Annotated in this window: 17 protein-coding genes; 8 read left to right on the top strand and 9 right to left on the bottom strand. The window is 74.7% G+C overall.

All coding sequences use genetic code 11. The annotated features are described in order from the left end of the window. Positions 1 to 19: 19 nt before the first annotated feature. The 3 genes from K353_RS15860 to K353_RS15850 form a co-directional block, all read right to left on the bottom strand. Positions 20 to 859, bottom strand: coding sequence for a fumarylacetoacetate hydrolase family protein (locus tag K353_RS15860; protein ID WP_111554236.1), 840 nt, complete (start codon positions 857 to 859; stop codon positions 20 to 22). Between the two features lie 250 nt (positions 860 to 1109). Then, the gene (locus K353_RS15855) at positions 1110 to 2219 is read right to left on the bottom strand and encodes a DUF6745 domain-containing protein (RefSeq protein ID WP_111554235.1); all 1110 of its coding nucleotides are present in this window, start codon (positions 2217 to 2219) and stop codon (positions 1110 to 1112) included. A gap of 94 nt (positions 2220 to 2313) precedes the next feature. Beyond that, positions 2314 to 2640: a hypothetical protein gene (locus tag K353_RS15850; RefSeq protein WP_111554234.1), complete on the bottom strand. Its 327-nt coding sequence runs from the start codon at positions 2638 to 2640 to the stop codon at positions 2314 to 2316. A 215-nt stretch (positions 2641 to 2855) separates the two neighbouring features. Here K353_RS15850 and K353_RS15845 point away from each other — a divergent pair, with 215 nt between their 5' ends. From K353_RS15845 to K353_RS15825, 5 genes are read left to right on the top strand one after another with little or no spacing between them, the layout of a single operon-like run. Next, entirely contained in the window at positions 2856 to 3806 is a 951-nt protein-coding gene (locus K353_RS15845; RefSeq protein ID WP_111554233.1) for an STM4015 family protein, read from the top strand. Between the two features lie 14 nt (positions 3807 to 3820). Continuing rightward, positions 3821 to 4960, top strand: coding sequence for an STM4014 family protein (locus tag K353_RS15840; protein ID WP_111554232.1), 1140 nt, complete (start codon positions 3821 to 3823; stop codon positions 4958 to 4960). 8 nt (positions 4961 to 4968) lie between these two features. After that, positions 4969 to 5790 carry an STM4013/SEN3800 family hydrolase gene (locus K353_RS15835; protein WP_111554297.1) on the top strand — a complete coding sequence of 274 codons (822 nt, stop codon included), beginning with the start codon at positions 4969 to 4971 and terminating at the stop codon, positions 5788 to 5790. After that, positions 5787 to 7127, top strand: a complete 1341-nt coding sequence (locus K353_RS15830; RefSeq protein WP_111554231.1) for an STM4012 family radical SAM protein — start codon at positions 5787 to 5789, stop codon at positions 7125 to 7127. Before K353_RS15835 ends, K353_RS15830 begins: the two co-directional genes overlap by 4 nt. Further along, on the top strand, positions 7124 to 7972 hold the full coding sequence (locus K353_RS15825; RefSeq protein WP_111554230.1) for an STM4011 family radical SAM protein: 849 nt from the start codon (positions 7124 to 7126) through the stop codon (positions 7970 to 7972). The genes K353_RS15830 and K353_RS15825 overlap by 4 nt, the downstream gene beginning before the upstream one ends. Before the next feature lie 31 nt (positions 7973 to 8003). Here the strand turns inward: K353_RS15825 and K353_RS15820 are convergent, their stop codons facing one another. The 6 genes from K353_RS15820 to K353_RS15795 are packed head-to-tail and all read right to left on the bottom strand — an operon-like array spanning position 8004 to position 13342. Next, positions 8004 to 8993: an ABC transporter substrate-binding protein gene (locus K353_RS15820; protein WP_111554229.1), complete on the bottom strand. Its 990-nt coding sequence runs from the start codon at positions 8991 to 8993 to the stop codon at positions 8004 to 8006. 30 nt (positions 8994 to 9023) lie between these two features. After that, positions 9024 to 9800: an amino acid ABC transporter ATP-binding protein gene (locus K353_RS15815; RefSeq protein WP_111554228.1), complete on the bottom strand. Its 777-nt coding sequence runs from the start codon at positions 9798 to 9800 to the stop codon at positions 9024 to 9026. Beyond that, positions 9797 to 10744 carry an amino acid ABC transporter permease gene (locus tag K353_RS15810; protein WP_111554227.1) on the bottom strand — a complete coding sequence of 316 codons (948 nt, stop codon included), beginning with the start codon at positions 10742 to 10744 and terminating at the stop codon, positions 9797 to 9799. Before K353_RS15810 ends, K353_RS15815 begins: the two co-directional genes overlap by 4 nt. Before the next feature lie 14 nt (positions 10745 to 10758). Then, positions 10759 to 11685: an ABC transporter substrate-binding protein gene (locus K353_RS15805; RefSeq protein ID WP_111554226.1), complete on the bottom strand. Its 927-nt coding sequence runs from the start codon at positions 11683 to 11685 to the stop codon at positions 10759 to 10761. After that, on the bottom strand, positions 11682 to 12227 hold the full coding sequence (locus K353_RS15800; protein WP_111554225.1) for a GNAT family N-acetyltransferase: 546 nt from the start codon (positions 12225 to 12227) through the stop codon (positions 11682 to 11684). Before K353_RS15800 ends, K353_RS15805 begins: the two co-directional genes overlap by 4 nt. Then, on the bottom strand, positions 12224 to 13342 hold the full coding sequence (locus K353_RS15795; RefSeq protein WP_111554224.1) for an LLM class flavin-dependent oxidoreductase: 1119 nt from the start codon (positions 13340 to 13342) through the stop codon (positions 12224 to 12226). Before K353_RS15795 ends, K353_RS15800 begins: the two co-directional genes overlap by 4 nt. A 582-nt stretch (positions 13343 to 13924) precedes the next feature. Between K353_RS15795 and K353_RS15790 the strand changes: the two genes are divergently transcribed. The 3 genes from K353_RS15790 to K353_RS15780 all read left to right on the top strand — a co-directional run bounded on the left by K353_RS15790 (position 13925) and on the right by K353_RS15780 (position 19262). Next, the gene (locus K353_RS15790; RefSeq protein WP_111554223.1) at positions 13925 to 14899 is read left to right on the top strand and encodes an amino acid ABC transporter permease; all 975 of its coding nucleotides are present in this window, start codon (positions 13925 to 13927) and stop codon (positions 14897 to 14899) included. An 11-nt stretch (positions 14900 to 14910) separates the two neighbouring features. Beyond that, positions 14911 to 16788, top strand: a complete 1878-nt coding sequence (locus K353_RS15785; protein ID WP_370447608.1) for an FAD/NAD(P)-binding protein — start codon at positions 14911 to 14913, stop codon at positions 16786 to 16788. 176 nt (positions 16789 to 16964) lie between these two features. Continuing rightward, positions 16965 to 19262: an FdhF/YdeP family oxidoreductase gene (locus K353_RS15780; RefSeq protein WP_111554222.1), complete on the top strand. Its 2298-nt coding sequence runs from the start codon at positions 16965 to 16967 to the stop codon at positions 19260 to 19262. Positions 19263 to 19314 lie beyond the last annotated feature (52 nt).

Genomic DNA, 19314 nt, shown 5'->3' with positions numbered 1-19314 from the left:
CGGGGCCCCGGTGGGGCCCCTACGCCCGGCCCAGGGTGGTCTCCTGGCGGCCCAGGCCGGTGACTTCGAGGGCGAGCCGGTCGCCGGGGCGCAGGAAGGGGGTGCCGGGGCGGCCGAGGGCGACGCCGGCGGGGGTGCCGGTGAGGACGACGTCGCCGGGGTCGAGGCGCATGAAGTGGGTGAGGTAGCGGACCGTCTCGTGGACCGGGAAGATCATGTCGGCGGTGCTGCCGTCCTGGCGGAGCTCGCCGTTGACCCAGAGCCGCAGGCCGAGCGCCTGGGGGTCGCCGAGTTCGTCGGGGGTGACCAGCCAAGGGCCCAGCGGGGTGAAGGTCTCGGCGGACTTGCCCTTGTCCCACTGGCCGCCGCGGTCGAGCTGGAAGGCGCGCTCGGTGACGTCGTTGGCGGCGGCGTAGCCGGCGATGATCGCGGCGGCGTCCGCCGCGGAGTCGAGGTAGCGGCCGGTGCGGCCGATGACGACGGCGAGTTCGACCTCGTAGTCGGTCTTCCGGCTGCCGCGCGGGACGAGCACCTGGTCGTGCGGGCCGACCAGGGTGTTGGCGGGCTTGAGGAAGACCACCGGCTCGGCCGGTACCGCGGCGCCGGCCTCGGCCGCGTGGTCGCGGTAGTTGAGGCCGATGCCGACGATCTTGCCGGGGCGGGCGACCGGCGGGCCGGTCCGTTCGCCGGTGAGGTCGGTGACGGGGAGGTCGGCGGGGTCGAGCGCCGCCGGGTCGAACCGGGCGAGGAACGCGCCGTCGAGGTCGGGGGTGAGGGGGCGGAGGTCGCGGGCGGTGCCGTCGGGGGCGAGGACGACCGGTCGTTCCGCGCCCGCAGGGCCCACACGGAGGAGCTTCACTGCCTGTCACCACCTGATTCGTCTCGGGGGCGGGTGGTCCCCCGCCCCGGGACATCGAGGTATACCAGCGGCGCTCACCTGCGGAACAGTGGTTCCGGTTCGGCGAATTCCTCCCGATCGGAGGGCCCGGACGGGGACCGGCTCGGCGGCCCGCACCCTTGACAGCGGCCCGCCGACGGCCCCGGCGGCGGCCCGCCCACAGCCGTGACGGCGCCCGGCGGCCCCGTGGCCGGTCAGGTCCCGCAGCCGGTCAGGTCTCGCGCTGCGGGCGGTACTCGGCCTCCTCGACGCCGAACGTCCAGGCGACGCCGGCCCGCGCGGTGCGGGTGGCGGGCGGGACGCGCAGGTAGTAGGTGCGGTGGGTGCCGTCCGGCTCGGGGGTGGAGTTGAGCACCTCGACCATCACCACCGGCTCGTCGTTCGGGAGCTGGATCCGCCACAGGGTGCCGGTCTCGTCCCGGTGCAGCGGTTCGGCGCCGGACTCGGCCAGGTAGCGGTCGTAGCCGAAGTGCTCCAGCATGACGCGGCGCAGCTCGGCGTTGTCCTCGGCGCGGACGCGCTCGGGGGTGAGGCCGGCCAGCCGGTCGAGGAAGTCGGCGGGGACGGGCATGCCGCGCCAGGCGTGCAGCGCGAAGCCGTCGGCGTAGGCGAGGGCGGGGCCGTCGGCGCGGTCGAGCCGGCCGGCCTCGTCGCGGTGCAGGGCGACGGGGCGCTCGCTGAGCAGCACGGTGCGCTCGTACGGCCACCACCAGCCGGTCTGGCGGGCGATGCCGGCCAGCGCGGCCAGCGCCGGGTCCCCGGTGCCGGCGGTGTCGAAGGCGGCGAGCCAGGCGGCGTCGTGCTGGCCGGCCACCGCGTCCAGCAGGAGCAGCCGGACCCGGCCGCGCTGTTCGGCGGCGGCCAGCCGGGCCGCCCGGTTCTCGGGCTTGCGGGCCTCGGTCCAGTCGTCGATCGGCTCGGGCTCGGGGGCGAAGTGGTCGAGCAGCGCGGCCCGGACGCGTTCGGCGGGCAGCGCGGTGGTGGCGGCGAGTTCGGCGCCGGTGGTGGCCCACAGCTCGCCCCAGCCGCCGGGGCCGAGCGCGGCGAGGGTGGCGGTGCGGGCCCGCTCCCAGGCGGCGGTGCGCACCTGCTCGCGCACGCTCGCCCCGAACTCCTCGCGGCGCGCCAGGAGTTCGGTGACGGCGGCGCGCGGCGAGGGGCACCAGCGGAACTCGGCGGGCTCGGCGAGGCCGGCGGCCCGGTAGGCGTCCCGGACGGCCTGCTCGACGGTGGCCCGGTCGGCGGGGCCGGTCGCGGCGGCGACGGCCCGCCAGTGGGCCACCGAGAGGTCGGCCGGTCGGCCCGTCAGCTGGCTGCTCATCGGTTTCCTGTCCTCGTGCGGTGCGGGTGGCGGGTCGGGTGCGGTGGTGGGGCAGGTGCGGCGGCGGGTGCGCGCGGGCGGGGGCCCCGGGGGGTCAGTCGGCGACCACCCGGACCGCGTTCGGCGTGTACTCGCGCTGGCGGACCACCCGGAACCAGCCGCCGGGCAGGGCGATCGCGGCGTGCTCCTCGTGGACCACCCGGCCGCCCTCCGGCAGGTGCAGCCAGGAGAAGCCGAACGGGCCGCCCTCGCGGACGAGTTCGCCCGGGCCGACCACCGCGTGGGCGTGCCCGGTGACCTCGCCGAGGGCCAGCACCAGCCGCCCGCGGGCGTCCCTCGGCTGCCGGGCCATGTGCGCGACGGCGGCCGGCACGGCGCCCTGCGCGACCGGCACGATCAGTACGTCTCCCTGGCGGTACACGGGGCCTCCCGGTAGTCGGGTCCGGCCCGCTGCCGAACGCCACGTCCGGAAAACTAGGCCGCGCCACCGACAACCCCGCTCCCGCCGGGTCCTTCGTGCGGGTGAACGTCACGGGCGGCTGGTAGACAGGTCTCGGCCATCACGCGCACGAGCACCACCGGCACGGCGGCCGAGCCCACGGACGACGAGCAGCGACCAGCGACGAGGAGCAGCGCATGACCATCAACGAGCACGCCGAGGAGTTCCACGGCCTCCCGGTGACCGACTTCCGGGCGGCCGCGGCGGAGGGGAAGCTACCGGCGGCGGACGCCACCGCCTGGCGGATCGCCCTGGACTGGGACGACGAGCAGGGCTTCGACGAGCTCTGGCAGAAGTTCCTGGAGACCGTCGAGCCGGAGCGGGTCACCGCGCTGGTGCTCGGCCGCTGGTTCCCGGAGGAGCCGGAGCCGCTCTCCAAGGCGCTGCCGCAGATCCTCGCCGCCGCCGACCGGCTGCCCGCGCTGCGCGGCCTGTTCCTGGGCGACATCACCTTCGAGGAGTGCGAGATCTCCTGGATCCAGATGTGCGACATCACCCCGGTGTTCGCGGCGTTCCCGCTCCTGGAGGAACTCGTGGTGCGCGGCGCGAGCGAGGACTACGAGGACAACGAGCGGCTCGGCCTCCGGCCGGTGGAGCACGCGGCGCTGAAGGCGCTGCGCTTCGAGTCCGGCGGCCTGCCCGCGAGCGTCGTCCGCGCGGTCGGCGCCTGCGACTTCCCGGCGCTGGAGCGGCTGGAGCTGTGGCTCGGCGTGGACAACTACGGCGGCGACTGGACGCTGGACGACCTCGCCCCGTTCCTGTCCGGCACCAAGCTGCCCGCGCTGACGTACCTGGGCCTGCAGGACTCGGTGCTCCAGGACCAGATCGCCGGGCTGGTCGCCCGGGCCCCCGTGGTGCCCCGGCTGACCGGCCTGTCGCTGTCCATGGGCGCGTTCACCGACGAGGGCGCGGCGGCGCTGCTGGAGGGCCAGCCGCTCACCCACCTGAAGACCCTGGACCTGCACCACCACTACCTCACCGAGGGCGTGCAGCAGCGCCTGCGGGACGCCCTGCCCGGCGTCGAGATCGACCTCTCCGGCGCCGAGGACCCGGGCGACAACTGGCGCTACGTCGCCATCTCCGAGTAGGCGGGACGGCGCACGTGACCTCGCACCAGCTGGTCGTCCTGGGCTCCCCCGGGCACCGCCGGACCACCCTGTTCGCCGCCGCGGCCCGCGCCGCCGGCCGGCCGGAGCCCGCCGTGCTGCCCTGGTCCGCCGTGCTGCGCGGCCGGTACGGGCTGCCGCCCGGCGCGGTGGTCCGGATCGACTCGCCCGGGGAGGACCCGGAGGCCGACCGGCTGCTGCGCGGTCCCGTGCTCGGCGCGGGCTACGCCCCGACCCGGGTCGAGGGCGGCCCCGCCTGGTACGCGGGCGTCACCGCGGCGCTGCGCGCCCTGGCCGAGCGGCCCGGGGTGCGGCTGCTGGGCGACCCGGAGGAGATCGCCGTGATGTTCGACAAGCGGCGCGCGCACGCCCGGCTGGCCGCCGCCGGGGTGCCGGTGCCGCCCGCGCTGCCGGGCGGACTCCCGGGCTCCTGGCGGGAGTTGCGGGAGCGGCTGGCGGACGCCGGGATGCGCCGGGTGTTCCTCAAGCCGGTGCACGGCTCGTCCGCCTCCGGGGTGGTGGCCCTGGAGCTCGGCCCGCACGGCCGGGTCCAGGCGACCACCTCGGTGGAGCTCGCCCCGGACGGGCTGCACAACTCGCTCGCGGTGCGCCGCTACCGCTCCGCGGCGGAGGTCGCCGAGCTGGTCGACCGGCTCGCCCCCGAGGGGCTGCACGTCGAGCGGTGGGTCCCGAAGTCCGCGCAGGGCGGCCGGGCGGCGGACCTGCGGGTGCTGGTGGTCGGCGGCCGGGCCACCCACGTGGTGGTCCGCACCAGCCGGCACCCGATGACCAACCTGCACCTCGGCGGCGCCCGCGGCGAGCCGGCGGCGGTGCGGGCCGCCGCCGGGGAGCGCTGGCCCGAGCTGCTCGCCACCGCGGAGGCCGCCGCGCGCTGCTTCCCCCGCTCCCCGATGGTCGGCGTCGACCTGCTCCCGCACGCCCGCTGGCGGCGCGCCCTGGTCGGCGAGGTCAACGCCTTCGGCGACCTGCTCCCGAACCTCCCCGGCCTGCCCGACGGGCCGGCCCCGGGGCTCGACACCTACGCGGCCCAACTCGCCTCCCCGGCGTACGCGTTCGGCCCTCCGGCGGGCGAAGGGGAGCCCGCCGTCCTGCCCCGCATCCTGGAGGCGCGGTGATCCCCGACATGAACGAGGTCGTCGGCTCGCACGACCTGCTGCTGGTCACCCTCGACACGCTGCGCTTCGACGTCGCCGCGGAGCTGCTCGCGGCCGGCCGGCTGCCCCACCTGGCGAAGGTGCTCCCGCCCACCGGCTGGGAGCGCCGGCACTCGCCGGGGAGTTTCACGTACGCCGCGCACCAGGCGATCCTGGCCGGGTTCCTGCCGACGCCCGCCTCGCCGGACGGGCCGCACCCGCGGCTGTTCGCGGCGCGGTTCGCGGGGTCGGAGAGCACCGAGCCGCGCACCTGGGTGTTCGACGCGCCCGACCTGCCGACGGGGCTGGCGCGGGCCGGGTACCGGACGGTCTGCGTCGGCGGGGTGGGGTTCTTCAACAAGCGGGGCCCGCTCGGCTCCGTCCTGCCGGGCCTGTTCCAGGAGAGCCACTGGGCGCCGGAGCTGGGCGTCCCGTCACCGACCTCCTTCGAGTCGCAGGTGGCCGTGGCCGAGCGGGTGGCGGCCGAGCAGCCGCCCGGGCAGCCGCTGTTCCTGTTCGTCAACGTCTCGGCGCTGCACCAGCCGAACTGGTTCCACCTGCCGGGGGCGACCCGCGCGGACGGGGACAGCCGGGCCACCCACGCCGCCGCGCTGGAGTACGTGGACGCGCACGTCGGGCGGCTGTTCGCGGCGATGACCGCCCGGCGCCCGTGCTTCGCGATCGTCTGCTCGGACCACGGCACCGCGTACGGCGAGGACGGGTACACCGGCCACCGGATCGGCCACGAGGTGGTCTGGACCGTCCCCTACGCGCACTTCACCCTCCCGGCCACCCCGCAGGAGCCCCGATGACCACGACCGCTCTCCCGGCCACCACCGAGTCCCCGTACCAGAGTTACGTCTACGCGTACCCGCACAAGACGGCCTACCGCCCGCTGCCGGAGCGCCCGCGGCTCGCGGAGCTGTGGCGGGGCGAGAAGCAGGACGCGCTCTCGCTCTACCTGCACGTGCCGTTCTGCGAGGTGCGGTGCGGGTTCTGCAACCTGTTCACCCGGATCGGCAGCCCGGAGGGGCTGACCACCGCCTACCTGGACGCGCTGGAGCGGCAGGCCCGGCAGGTGCGGGAGGCGCTGGCGCCGGAGGCCCGGTTCGCGCTGGCTGCCTTCGGCGGCGGGACGCCGACCTACCTGACCGCGGCCGAGCTGGAACGGCTCTGCGACATCGCCGAGTCGGGGACGGGCGCGGACCTGCGGGCGGTCCCGCTGTCGGTGGAGGCGTCGCCGGACACCGCGACGGCCGACCGGCTGCGGGTGCTGGCCGAGCGCGGGACGACCCGGCTGAGCCTGGGCGTGCAGTCCTTCCTGGACGGCGAGGCGCGGGCGGCGGTGCGCCCGCAGAAGCGGGCGGCGGTGGAGGCGGCGCTGGGCCGGGTGCGGGACGCCGGGTTCCCGGTGCTGAACATCGACCTGATCTACGGCATCGACGGCCAGACGCCGGCCAGCTGGATCGCCTCCCTGGACGCGGCGCTGGCCTGGCGGCCGGAGGAGCTGTACCTGTACCCGCTGTACGTCCGCCCGCTGACCGGCCTGGGCCGGCACGCGGGGACCGCGGCGGACCCCGCCTGGGACGCCCAGCGGCTGGCGCTGTACCGGGCGGGCCGCGACCACCTGCTGGCCGAGGGGTACCAGCAGGTGTCGATGCGGATGTTCCGCCGGACCGGCGCGGCGAGCGCGAGCGCGGGCGAGTACGCCTGCCAGACCGACGGCATGGTGGGCCTGGGCTGCGGGGCCCGCTCGTACACCTCGCGGCTGCACTACTCCTTCGACTACGCGGTGGACGCCCGCGAGGTGCGCCGGATCATCGACGACTACGTGGCCGCGCCGGACTTCTCCCGGGCCGAGCTGGGCTGGGTGATGACGGACGAGGAGACCCGCCGCCGCCACCTGGCGCAGTCGCTGCTCCAGGGCGAGGGCGTCGACCGGGCGGCCTACCGGGAGCGCTTCGGCAGCACCCCGGAGCTGGACTTCCCGGCCGAGCTGGCCGGGTTCGCCGCCCGGGGCTGGCTGGCGGCGGACGACCCGGCGCGGCTGCTGCTGAGCCCGGAGGGCCTGGCCTGGTCGGACGCGGTGGGGCCGCGGCTGTTCTCGGCCGCGGTGCGGGCCAGCATGGCGGAGTACGAAGCCAAGTGAACGAACTGACCGTCCTGTACCGCGGCCCGCTGTCCTCCTGCGACTACGACTGCCCGTACTGCCCGTTCGCCAAGCGGCGCGACACCCCGGAGCTGCTGCGCGCCGACCGGGCGGCGCTGGAGCGGTTCACGGCCTGGGCGGCGGCGTACCGGCACGGCCGGCTGTCGGTGCTGTTCACGCCGTGGGGCGAGGGGCTGGTGCGCAGCTGGTACCGGCGGGCGATGGTGGAGCTGAGCCGGCTGCCGCACCTGGAGCGGGTGGCGATCCAGACCAACGCGAGCTGCCGGACGGGCTGGCTGGCCGAGGCGGACCGGGCGAAGCTGGCGCTCTGGGTGACGTACCACCCGGGGCAGGTGAGCGAGCAGCGCTTCCTCGCCAAGTGCGCCGAACTCACCGCGCTGGGCGTGCGGTTCAGCGTCGGCGTGGTCGGGCAGCCGGAGCACCTGGCGGCGGCCCGGCGGCTGCGCGCGGCGCTGCCGCCGGATGTCTACCTGTGGGTGAACGCGGCCGACGGGCTGACGTACACCGACGCCGAGGCGGCCGGGTGGGCGGAGCTGGACCCGCTGTTCGGCTACAGCCGCCACCCGCACCGCAGCGCGGGGCTGCCGTGCCGGACCGGGGAGAGCGTGGTGTCGGTGGACGGGGACGGCACGGTGCGCCGCTGCCACTTCGTCCGGCCGCCGCTGGGCAACCTGTACGACGACTCGTACCGGGAGCAACTGCGGCCGCGCGCCTGCCCGTTGGGGAGCTGCGACTGCCACATCGGCTACGTGCACCTGGAGTCGCTGCCGCTGTACGACGTGTTCGCGGGCGGCGTGCTGGAGCGCATCCCGCACGGGTGGTGAGGGATGCGCTCCGGGGGGTGCCGGGGAGGCGTCAGCTGTCGGTCTTGGGCAGGCCGGGCGGGTTGATCTCGGAGGTCGGGACGGCCTCGTTCTCCAGGCCCCAGCGCTTGAGGACCTCGGTGTAGGTGCCGTTCTTGATGACCTCGTTGAGGGCCTCGTTGAACGCCTTGACCAGGCCGTTGTCCTTCTTGGTGGTGGCGGCGATCTTGCCGAGGACGGTGTCGCCGGCGCCGGAGTAGGTGCCGATGACCTCGGTCTCGCCGGTCTGCGCGGCGTGGAAGGCGCTGGCCGGGTTGGGGCCGAGCCAGGCGTCGATCCGGCCGGAGCCGAGGGCCAGGTAGTAGTCGGAGGCGTTCTGGTAGTACTTCACGTCCACCGGCTTGAGGCCGTTCTTGACGTCCTGGGCGCTCCAGTCGAGCAGCAGCTTCTCCTGGTTGGTGCCGGAGGCGACGCCGATGGTGCGGCCGGCCACGTCGGCCGGGCCCTTGACCTTCCAGCTGCCGCCCTTCTTGGCCTCGAAGCCGAGGATGTCGAGGCGGTAGGTGGCGAAGTCGTACTTCTCCTTGCGGGCCTCGGTGACGGTGACGTTGGTGATGCCCGCGTCGTACTTGCCGCTGTCCAGGCCGACGAAGACGTTCTCCCAGGAGACCGGGTTGATGTCGACCTTGAGGCCGAGCACGTCGCCGATCAGGTAGGCGATGTCGGGTTCGGTGCCGATCACCGTCTTGTCGTCGGTGGCGTAGAAGCCCAGCGGCGGGACGGTGCTGACGTTGGCCGCGACCTTCAGGGTGCCTCTTCGGCGGATCTCGTCCGGGACGAGGGCGGCGATCGCGTCGACCTTCGGGGTGGTGACCCGGTTCTGGTCGGGCGTCAGGTTGACCTTGACCCCGTTGGGCGCGGTGCCCTCCTTCTTGGCGCCGAGGTCCGCGGAGGCGTTGTCGGAGGAGCCGCAGGAGGAGAGCAGCAGGGCGGCGGCGAGGGCGGCGGCGGCCGGGACGAAGGTGCGGCGGGTCACGGACATGGGGCGACTCCTTTTGTTTCGTGAGGTGGTTCAGAGGACCTTGGCGAGGAAGGCGCGGGTCCGCTCGTGCTGCGGGTCGTCCAGCACCCGGGCGGGCGGGCCCTGTTCGACCACCACACCGCCGTCCATGAACACCACGGTGTCGGCGACCTCGCGGGCGAAGCCGATCTCGTGGGTGACCACGATCATGGTGGTGCCGGTGCGGGCCAGGTCCTTGATCACGTCGAGGACCTCGCCGACCAGCTCGGGGTCGAGCGCGGAGGTCGGCTCGTCGAACAGCAGCACCTTGGGTTCCAGGGCGAGCGCCCGGGCGATGGCGACGCGCTGCTGCTGGCCGCCGGAGAGCCGGCGCGGGTACTCGTCGGCCTTGTCGGCGAGGCCGACCCGCTCCAGCAGTTCGCGGGCCCGGGTCCGGGCCTCGGCCCTGGGGACGCCGAGCGCGCCGACCGGGGCCTCGACCAGGTTCTCCAGCACGGTCAGGTGCGGGAACAGGTTGAAGTTCTGGAACACGAAGCCGAGCTTGGTGCGCTGCTTGAGCACCTCGCGCTCGGGCAGTTCGCGCAGCTTGTCGCCGACCCGCCGGTAGCCGATCAGCTCGCCGTCCACCCGGACGTGGCCCCGGTCGAGCTTCTCCAGGTGGTTGACCGCCCGCAGCAGGGTGGACTTGCCGGAGCCGGACGGGCCGAGCACCACCGTGACGGTGCCGGGGCGGACGTCGAGGTCGATGCCGCGCAGCACCTCCAGCCGCCCGAACCGCTTGTGCACGCCGCGTACTTCGACCATGGCCGTGGCGCCGTCGCCGCTCATGCCCGCTTCTCCTTGATCTCGGTGGCGGCGGCCCGCAGCCGCTGCCAGGGGGTGGGCGGCGCGGCGCGTCCGCTGCCGCGGGCGAAGTAGCGCTCGACCCAGTACTGGACGAGCGAGAGCCCGGTGGTCAGCAGCACGTACCAGACGGTGGCGACCAGCAGCAGCGGCACCACCCGGCCGGTGCGGCCGTAGATCACCTGCACCTGGTAGAAGAGCTCGCCGATCGCCATCACGTAGACGATCGAAGTGCCCTTGAACAGCGAGATGACCTCGTTGGCGGCGTTCGGCAGGATGCCGCGCATGGCCTGCGGCAGCACGATCCGCCAGGCCTGCCGGAACCTCGGGATGCCGAGCGCGGCGGCGGCCTCCAGCTGTCCGGCGTCCACCGCGAGCACGCCGCCGCGGATGATCTCGGCGGCGTACGCGGCCTGGTGCAGGGCCAGGCCGAGGACGGCCGCGCCGAGCGCGCCGAGCAGGTCCATGGTGCCGAAGGAGACGAAGCTCGGGCCGAACGGGATGCCGATGCCGATCCGCTTGTACAGGTAGGCCAGGTTGAACCAGAAGACCAGCTGCACGATCAGCGGGATCGAGCGGAACGCCCAGACGTACGTCCAGGCGATGGTGCGCAGGATCGGGCTGCCGGACAGCCGCAGCGCGGCGATCACCGCGCCCAGCGCGAAGCCCAGGACCGTTCCGTAGAGGGTGAGTTGGAGGGTGACGCCGACCGCGCGCAGGATGCTGTCGGAGAACACGAAGGCGCGGAAGGTCGGCCAGTCCCAGCCGGGGTTGACGGCCAGTCCGTGCAGGAACTGGGCGGTCAGCACCAGCGCGGCCAGGCCGGCCACCAGCCGCCACGGCCGGCGGTGCGGGACGATCGGCAACTCGGCGGTTTCGTCCACGGGTTGTCGGTCGGCGAGGGGGGTTTCGGGGGTCACGGCGGTCATCGGGGGCTCCGCGGTCAGGAGTGCTCGGGCGGGTTGATCTTCGACTCGGTGATGGCCGAGTCGGTGGTGCCCCACTTGGCGAGGATCTTCTGGTACGAGCCGTCCTTGATCAGCTCGTTGACGGCGGCCTGGAAGGCCGGGGTGAGCGGCGAACCCTTCTTGAACGCGAAGCCGACGTCGAGCCGGTGGTACTCGCCGAGGAAGCGGGTCTTGGATCCGGGCTGGGCGGCCTGGTAGCGCAGGCCGTTGATGGTGGACATCACCACGTCCAGCCGGCCCTGCTGGAGGCCGGTGATCACGGCGCCGTTGTCGGAGAACGACTTGACCTCGTACGGCTTCTTGCCGGCCTGGGCGCAGACGTCCTTCTTGGCGTTCAGGGTGGCCTCGAAGGTGGTGCCCGCGCCGGTGCCGACGGTCAGGCCGCAGAGCTGGACCAGGTCGGTGACGCCGGTCAGCGCGGTGTTGTCGGAGCGCACCGCGAAGCCCTGGCCGTCGTCGATGTAGGTGACGAAGTCGGTGGTCTTCAGCCGGGCCTCGGTGACGCCGAAGTTGCCGGTGCCGACGTCGTACTTGCCGCTGCCGAGCGCGGGCAGGATGCTCTCGAACGCGGCGTCCTCGCGCTGCACGGTGATCCCGAGCACCTTGGCGACGCCGTTGACCAGGTCGACGTCCACCCCGGCGGGCTCGTGCCGGCCTTCCGGGTAGTACGCCGCGGGCGGGGCGGCGACCGTGCCGCCGAGCTTGACGGTGCCCGAGGCGCGGACCTCGGGGGGCAGCAGCGCGGCGATGGCCTCGTTCTTCGTCACCCCCGCCAGCGCGTCCTGGTTCGGCTGGACGCCGACCGGCGAGGCCTTCGCGGGGGCCGCCGGGTCGGAGCCGCAGCCCGCCAGCGCCAGGACGGCGACGGCGGCCAGTGCGGTGGCGGGGAGGTGGCGCTTCATCTGGAGGGTGCCTTTCCGGCCGCCGCGGCGGCGGCCAGGTCTTGCGCGAACGTGGTTCGTGCGTGCGGGAGTTGCAGGTGCTTCTCGAACGGCAGCGGCTTCAGCTCCGGGCGCGGCGCCCGGAGGTCGAACAGCGGGGTGTAGCCGGTCGCCAGGTAGAGCGCCTCGGCCTCGGGCTGGCGCGGTCCGGTGGTGAGGAAGATCCGCCGGTAGCCGGCCTGCCCGGCGGCGGCCTCCAGTTCGGCCAGGACCCGGCGGCCCAGGCCCTGGCGGCGGTGCGCGGCGGAGGTCCACATCCGCTTCAGCTCGGCGGTGCCCTCGTCCTGGTGCCGGCGGTAGGCGCCGCCGGCCACCGGTTCGCCGTCGCGCAGCAGCAGGAGCAGCAGGCCGTCCGGCGGGGTGAACTCCGCGGCGCCGTGCCGGTCCATCTCCTGCCGGCCCTCGGGGCCGTAGCGGGTGACGTACTCGTGGGTGAGTTCGCGGATCAGGGGGGCGGTGAGCGGGTCGCCGAGCACGGCCCGCGCCACGGTCAGCTCGCTCATGCCGCCGCGGCCCCGGCCGCCTTGGCGGCGTCGCGCTTGGCGACCTCCTCGCGGACGATCGGGATGACGTACCGGCCGAAGTCGATCGCGTCGTCGACGTGGTCGTAGCCGCGGGCGGAGAGGATGTCCACGCCGAGGTCGTAGTAGTCGAGCAGCGCCTGGGCGACCGTCTCGGGCGTGCCGACCAGGGCGTTGGAGTTGCCCGCGCCGCCGGTGGCGGCGGCGGTCGGGGTCCACAGCGCGCGGTCGTAGCGCTCGCCCGCCTCGGCGATCTCCAGCAGCCGCTGGGAGCCGGAGTTCTCCGGCCGGGCGCCGCCGGCCAGGCGGCGGCGGACCAGCTCGCCGCCCTCCCGGCGGGCCTTGATCGCGGCGACCGTGCGGTGCGCCTTCTCCCAGGCGAGTTCCTCGGTGGGCGCGATGATCGGCCGGAAGGCGACCTGGATGCGCGGGGTGTCGGTGCGCCCGGCGGCCGCGGCGGCGGCCTTGACCAGCTCGATCTGCTCGGCGGTGCGGGCCAGCGGCTCGCCCCAGAGCGCGTAGATGTCGGCCTCGGCGCCGCCGGCGGCGAACGCGGCGGGCGAGGAGCCGCCGAAGGAGACGTCCGGCCGGGGCTGCTGGACCGGGAAGACGTCCGAGACGAAGTCGTTGAAGCGGTAGAACTCGCCCGCGTGGTCGAAGGGTTCGCGGCTGGTCCAGGCCTTCTTGACGATGCCGATGTACTCGCGGGTGCGGTCGTAGCGGCGGTCCTTGGGCAGGAAGTCGCCCTCGCGCTGCTGCTCGTGGTCGCTGCCGCCGGTGATGAAGTGCACGGTGAGCCGGCCGTCGCTGATCCGGTCCAGGGTGGCGAAGGTCTTGGCCGCGAAGGTCGGGTAGGAGACGTTCGGGCGGTGCGCCAGCAGGATCTGCAGCCTGTCGAGTTTGGCGGCGAGGTACGCGGCGGCGGCGGCGGGCTCGGGCGAGCCGGCGCCGTAGGCGAACAGCACCCGGTCCCAGCCGTGGTCCTCGTGGGCGCGGGCCAGGCGCAGCGTGTAGTCGCGGTCGAAGGCGTGGGTGGTGCGGGCGGTGGTCTCCGAACCGTCGCCGGTGGCGGCGATTCCGAGGAACTCGACGGGCATGGCAGGGCTCTTCCGGTCGGGTGGGAGCCGCGTCCGGGCAGGCCGGGGGACGCCCTGGCGGGCGGGGGCGGACGCGGGCGGCGGGCGGACGGACGGGGCGTGCGGCGCGTGACGGGACGCCGGCTCAGGAGCGAGCGGGAACGCGGAGGAGGCGGCAGCGTGCGCCTGTTGGTCCGTCCGGACGGACGGCTTCCCGGACCGGTACTGGGCGACCGAGGGAGGACTCCCGGAGGGGAGGAGGGCCGGTCAGGCGGCCCGCTGCCGGGTCAGCCGCGACACGCCGCGGACCACACCCGACCGAAGTCGATGTGGCCGCGCGTCACCAGGGCGGGCTGTCCGGCTCTCATGTCGAACAGTTGAGCAGTGCCGCCGAGGGTCCGTCAACCTTTCCGCACGGGACGAAACACCGGCGTCACACCCGCGTCCTTGACAGCCTCCGGACGCACACCCGTACGATCGAAGTGGAGCGAGTACTGCCCGGGCCCGGTCGAACTGCCGCCAGGCCCAGCCGCGTTGAGGGACGCGGCGCGCGTGAGTGACGGCATGCGGACACCGCCTGCCCCGCCGCCCGATGGAGCCCTCATGGCCTCGCCCGCCGTCCCGTCCGCCCGCGCCCGGTCCGCCGCGCCGCCGGACCCGACCGACCAGCCCCCCACCGGGACCGTCCCCGCCGAGCTGCCGATCGTGCCCCGCCGCCGCCCCGGGCGGTACCTGAGCGGCGGGCTGGCGCTGCTGGCCGCCGCCCTGCTGCTGCGCTCGCTGGCCGGCAACGCGGCCTTCGAGTGGTCGGTGGTCGGCAGCTACCTGACCGCGCCGTCGATCCTGCGCGGCCTGCTGCTGACGCTCTGGCTGACCGGCGCGGTGACCGCCCTCGGCTTCGCCCTGGGCACCGCCCTGGCGGTGGCCCGGCTGTCGGGCAACCCGGTTCTCCAGGCGCTGAGTTGGGGCTTCGTCTGGATCTTCCGGGCCACCCCGCTGCTGGTCCAGCTGCTGCTCTGGTTCAACATCGGGGCGCTGTACCCGAAGCTGTCGCTGAGCCTGCCGTTCGGCGGCGAGCTGTTCGCGGTGAAGACCGTCGACCTGCTCGGCCCGGTGCTCACCGCCCTGATCGGACTGACCCTGCACGAGGCCGCGTTCGCCGCCGAGGTGGTCCGCTCCGGCGTCCTGTCGGTCGACCAGGGCCAGCTGGAGGCGGCCGCCTCGCTGGGCCTGGGCCGCGGCCGGGTGCTGCGCCGGATCGTGCTGCCGCAGGCGATGCGGGCGATCCTGCCGCCCGCCGGGAACATGCTGATCGGCACCCTCAAGGGCACCTCGATCATCAGCGTGCTGGCCGTCCACGACCTGCTGTTCTCCACCCAGCTGGTCTACAACCAGACCTACCAGGTGATCCCGCTGCTGATGGTGGCCACCCTCTGGTACATCGCGGTGACCAGCGTGCTGTCCGTCGGCCAGTACTACCTGGAGCGGCACTTCGCCCGCGGCGCCACCCGGGCCGGGCTGCCGCCGACCCCGTGGCAGCGGGCCCGGGCCGTCCTGCGCCGCGCGGCCGGGCGGTGAGCGCGGTGCCCGTGCTGGTCGTCGTGGGAGCCGGTCCGCGGGGCACCGGCCTGCTGGAGCGGATCGCCGCCAACGCACCCGAACTACTGGGCCCCGGCGTGCGGTTGGACGTCCACCTGGTCGATCCGCACCCGCCCGGCGGGGGCCGGATCTGGCGCAACGCCCAGTCCCCGCTGCTGCGGATGAACTCGATGGCGGAGGACGTCACCATGTTCACCGACGAGCGCACCACCATGGACGGCCCGGTCCGCCCCGGCCCCTCGCTCGCCGAGTGGGCCACCGACCCGGCCGCCCACCCGCCGTACCTGCCGGAGGCCGATCCCGACATCGCCGACGAACTGCGCACCCTGCTGCCCACCGACTTCCCGACCCGGCGCGCCCAGTCCGCCTACCTGGACTGGACGCTGCGCCGCGCCGCCGCCGAACTCCCGGAGAACGTAAGGCTGTTCGTCCACCAGGACACCGCGCTGCGGATCACCGGCGACCCTGACGGCCCGCAGCGCGTCCACCTCTCCGACACCGTGCTGCTCGCCGACCGGGTGGTGCTCGCGCTCGGTCACCTCGACTCCGCGCCCGGCCCCGACACCGCCGGGGCCCGCGGCTTCGCCGACCGGCACGGCCGCACCTACCTGCCGCCCGCGTTCACCGCCGACGCCGACCTGTCCGGCCTCGCCCCCGGCGAGCGGGTGGTGGTCCGCGGCCTCGGCCTGGCCTTCGTCGACCTGGTCGCGCTGCTCACCGAGGGCCGCGGCGGCCGCTTCACCCCGCGCCCGGGCGGCGGCCTGCGCTACCACCCCTCCGGCCGCGAACCCGTGCTGTACGCGGGCTCCCGGCGCGGCGTCCCGTACCACGCCAAGACCGGCTACCGGCTCCGCGGCCCGATCCCGCCGCTGCCCCGCTACTTCGGCCCCGACCTCGAACTCCCGGACGGGCCGGCCGAGTTCGGGCGCGACCTGTGGCCCGCCATGGCCAAGGAGATCGGCTTCGGCTACTACCACGAACTCTTCCACGGCCACCCCGGGCGCACCGCCCTGCCCTGGGCCGAGTTCCTGGCCGGCTACGACCGCCACCCCTGGGACAGCCCCGAACGCGCCGCCCTGGTCGCCGCCGCCGTCCCCGACCCGGCCGACCGCCTCGACCTGGAACGGCTCGACCGCCCGCTGGCCGGCCTGCGCGTCGGCAGCCCCGCCGAACTCCAGCAGCACCTGCGCGCCCACCTGCGCGCCGACCTGGCCCGCCGCTCCGACCAGCGGCACAGCGCCGACCTCGGCGCCTTCTACGCCCTGCTCTCGCTGTACGGCCAGCTCGTCCACCTGCTGCCCGCCCACCCGCTCACCGCCCGCTCCACCGCCGCCGAACTCGACGGCTGGTGGACCGGCTTCTTCTCCTTCTACGCCTCCGGCCCGCCCGGCTTCCGCCTGGAGCAGCTGCTCGCCCTCTCCGACGCCGGGCTGCTGCACTTCCTCGGCCCCGACCTGCGGGTCGACCTCGACGAGCAGCACGGCACCTTCCGCGCCTCCTCCCCCGCCCTGCCCGGCCACCGGGTCCACGGCACCGCCCTGGTCGACGCCTTCCTCCCCCGGCACGCCCTCGACCGCAGCAACGACCCGCTGCTGCGCCGGCTCCTGCACGAGGGCCGGATCGACGAGGAGCGGCTGGCCGATCCCGACGGCCACACCTACCGCTCCGGCCTGGTCCGCACCGACCCCGAGTCCCGGCTGCTCGACCCCGCCCTCGGCGGCCCGCACCCGCGCCGCACCGCGCTCGGCGCCCCCACCACCACCCGCGCCCCGGCCGCCTTCGCCCGCCCGCGCACCGACGCCCCGTCCTTCCGGCAGAACGACGCCGTCGCCCGCCGCCTGCTCACCGAACTCCAGAAGGAGGACTGAGGCCCGCGCCGCCGGACGCCCGCAGCCGTCCCCGCAGCCACCGGACACCCGCAGCCGTCCCGCACCCGCACCCGCACCCGCACCCGCACCCGCCGAACGCCCGCCGCACGCCCGCGCCGCCGGACCCCCGCACCGGATACGCTCGGAAGCACCCCGAGCCCTCCGGAGAGCCCGCCATGGCCAAGCAGCCCCCGCACCGCGACCCCGCCCAGGACGCGCCGCAGACCTCCCCGCCGGCCCACGCCGCCGCCGGGCTGCCCGCGATCGGGCACACCCTGCGGATGGCCGCCGACCAGATGTCGCCGGGGCGGGTGCTCGCCACCCTGCGCCGGGTCAACCAGCCGGGCGGCTTCGACTGCCCCGGCTGCGCCTGGCCCGAGCCGGACAAGCCGCACCTGGCCGAGTTCTGCGAGAACGGCGCCAAGGCCGTCGCCGAGGAGGCCACCGAACGCCGGATCACCCCGGCCTTCTTCGCCGAGCACCCGGTCGCCGAACTCGCCGAGCGCTCCGGCTACTGGCTCGGCCAGCAGGGCCGGCTCACCACCCCGATGCTGCTGGACGCGGGCGCCGCCCACTACGCCCCGATCGGCTGGGACGACGCCTTCGCCCTGATCGCCGAGGAGCTGACCGCGCTCGGCTCGCCGGACGAGGCCGCCTTCTACACCTCCGGCCGCACCTCCAACGAGGCCGCCTTCGCGTACCAGCTGTTCGCCCGCCGGCTGGGCACCAACAACCTGCCCGACTGCTCCAACATGTGCCACGAGTCCTCGGGTTCGGCGCTCACCGAGACGCTCGGCGTCGGCAAGGGCAGCGTCTCGCTCAAGGACCTCTACCAGGCCGACCTGATCATCGTCGCGGGCCAGAACCCCGGCACCAACCACCCCCGGATGCTCTCCGCCCTGGAGCGCGCCAAGCGGGCCGGGGCGAAGATCGTCAGCGTCAACCCGCTGCCCGAGGCCGGGCTGGAGCGCTTCAAGAACCCGCAGACCCCGCGCGGCCTGGTCGGCGGCGGCACCAGGCTCACCGACCTGTTCCTCCAGATCCGGCTCGGCGGCGACCTCGCCCTGTTCCGCGCCCTCAACCACCTGCTGCTCACCACCCCCGGCGCGGTGGACGACGCCTTCGTCGCCGAACACTGCGCCGGCTACCCGGAGTTCGCCGCCGAGGCCGCCGAGCTCGACCGGGACGCCACGCTGCGCGCCACCGGGCTGCCCTGGGAGCAGGTCGAGGAGCTGCACCGCCTGGTGCTCTCCTCGAAGAAGGTCGTCGTCTGCTGGGCGATGGGCCTCACCCAGCACAAGCACTCCGTGCCGACCATCCGCGAGGTGGTCAACTTCCTGCTGCTGCGCGGCAACGTGGGCCGCCCCGGGGCCGGCGTCTGCCCGGTCCGCGGCCACAGCAACGTCCAGGGCGACCGCACCATGGGCATCTTCGAACGCCCCTCCGCCGCCTTCCTGGACGCCCTAGGCAAGGAGTTCTCCTTCGAGCCCCCGCGCCACCACGGCTTCGACACCGTCGACACCATCCGGGCCATGCGCGACGGCCGGGTCAAGGTGTTCTTCGCGATGGGCGGCAACTTCGTCTCGGCCGGCCCGGACACCGGCACCACCGAGGCCGCGATGCGCCGCTGCCGGCTGACCGTGCACGTCTCCACCAAGCTGAACCGCTCGCACCTGGTCACCGGCGCCCGCGCCCTGATCCTGCCCACCCTGGGCCGCACCGACCGCGACCTCACCGCCGCCGGGCAGCAGTTCGTCAGCGTCGAGGACTCCATGGGCATGGTGCACGCCTCCCGCGGCGGCCTGCGCCCGCCCGCGCCCGGCCTGCTCTCCGAGGTCGCCATCGTGGCCCGGCTGGCCCGCGCCGCCCTCGGCCCCCAGGACCCCACCCCCTGGGAGGAGTTCGCCCTCGACTACGACCGCGTCCGCGAGCGGATCGCCCGGGTCGTCCCCGGCTTCGACGACTACAACACCAGGGTCCGCCGCCCCGGCGGCTTCGCCCTCCCGCACGCCCCGCGCGACACCCGCACCTTCCCCACCGCCACCGGGAAGGCCAACTTCACCGTCAACCCGCTGACCGCCCCCGAGGTCCCGCCGGGCCGGCTGCTGCTCCAGACCCTGCGCTCGCACGACCAGTACAACACCACCGTCTACGGCCTGGACGACCGCTACCGGGGCATCACCGGCGGGCGCCGGGTGGTCCTGGTCAACCCGGCCGACGCCGCCGGACTCGGCCTGGCCGACGGGCAGTACGTCGACCTGGTCGGCGAGTGGAGCGACGGCGTCGAACGCCGGGCCCCGCACTTCCGGGTGGTGCACTACCCCGTCGCCCGCGGCGGCGCCGCCGCGTACTACCCCGAGACCAACGTGCTGGTCCCGCTGGACTCCACGGCCGACATCAGCAACACCCCGACCTCGAAGTCGGTCGTGGTCCGCCTCGAAGCCGAGCAGCCGAACGGCCGGGCAGCCGGGTAACCGGACAGCGGGGTAACCGGGCAGCGGGCCCGCCGGACCGGCCGGCGAGCCC

This window comes from Kitasatospora sp. SolWspMP-SS2h, from assembly GCF_003259315.1.
GTDB lineage: Bacteria > Actinomycetota > Actinomycetes > Streptomycetales > Streptomycetaceae > Kitasatospora > Kitasatospora fiedleri.
Note: the sequence above shows the minus strand (reverse complement) of the source record. Positions and strands in the feature narration are given on the sequence as shown.

Coding starts and splice junctions, on each gene's coding strand:
- K353_RS15855 (WP_111554235.1), bottom strand. CDS start 2,219: ATGAGCAGCCAGCTGACGGGCCGACCGGCCGACCTCTCGGTGGCCCAC.
- K353_RS15845 (WP_111554233.1), top strand. CDS start 2,856: ATGACCATCAACGAGCACGCCGAGGAGTTCCACGGCCTCCCGGTGACC.
- K353_RS15835 (WP_111554297.1), top strand. CDS start 4,969: ATGAACGAGGTCGTCGGCTCGCACGACCTGCTGCTGGTCACCCTCGAC.
- K353_RS15830 (WP_111554231.1), top strand. CDS start 5,787: ATGACCACGACCGCTCTCCCGGCCACCACCGAGTCCCCGTACCAGAGT.
- K353_RS15820 (WP_111554229.1), bottom strand. CDS start 8,993: ATGTCCGTGACCCGCCGCACCTTCGTCCCGGCCGCCGCCGCCCTCGCC.
- K353_RS15815 (WP_111554228.1), bottom strand. CDS start 9,800: ATGAGCGGCGACGGCGCCACGGCCATGGTCGAAGTACGCGGCGTGCAC.
- K353_RS15810 (WP_111554227.1), bottom strand. CDS start 10,744: ATGACCGCCGTGACCCCCGAAACCCCCCTCGCCGACCGACAACCCGTG.
- K353_RS15805 (WP_111554226.1), bottom strand. CDS start 11,685: ATGAAGCGCCACCTCCCCGCCACCGCACTGGCCGCCGTCGCCGTCCTG.
- K353_RS15800 (WP_111554225.1), bottom strand. CDS start 12,227: ATGAGCGAGCTGACCGTGGCGCGGGCCGTGCTCGGCGACCCGCTCACC.
- K353_RS15795 (WP_111554224.1), bottom strand. CDS start 13,342: ATGCCCGTCGAGTTCCTCGGAATCGCCGCCACCGGCGACGGTTCGGAG.
- K353_RS15790 (WP_111554223.1), top strand. CDS start 13,925: ATGGCCTCGCCCGCCGTCCCGTCCGCCCGCGCCCGGTCCGCCGCGCCG.
- K353_RS15780 (WP_111554222.1), top strand. CDS start 16,965: ATGGCCAAGCAGCCCCCGCACCGCGACCCCGCCCAGGACGCGCCGCAG.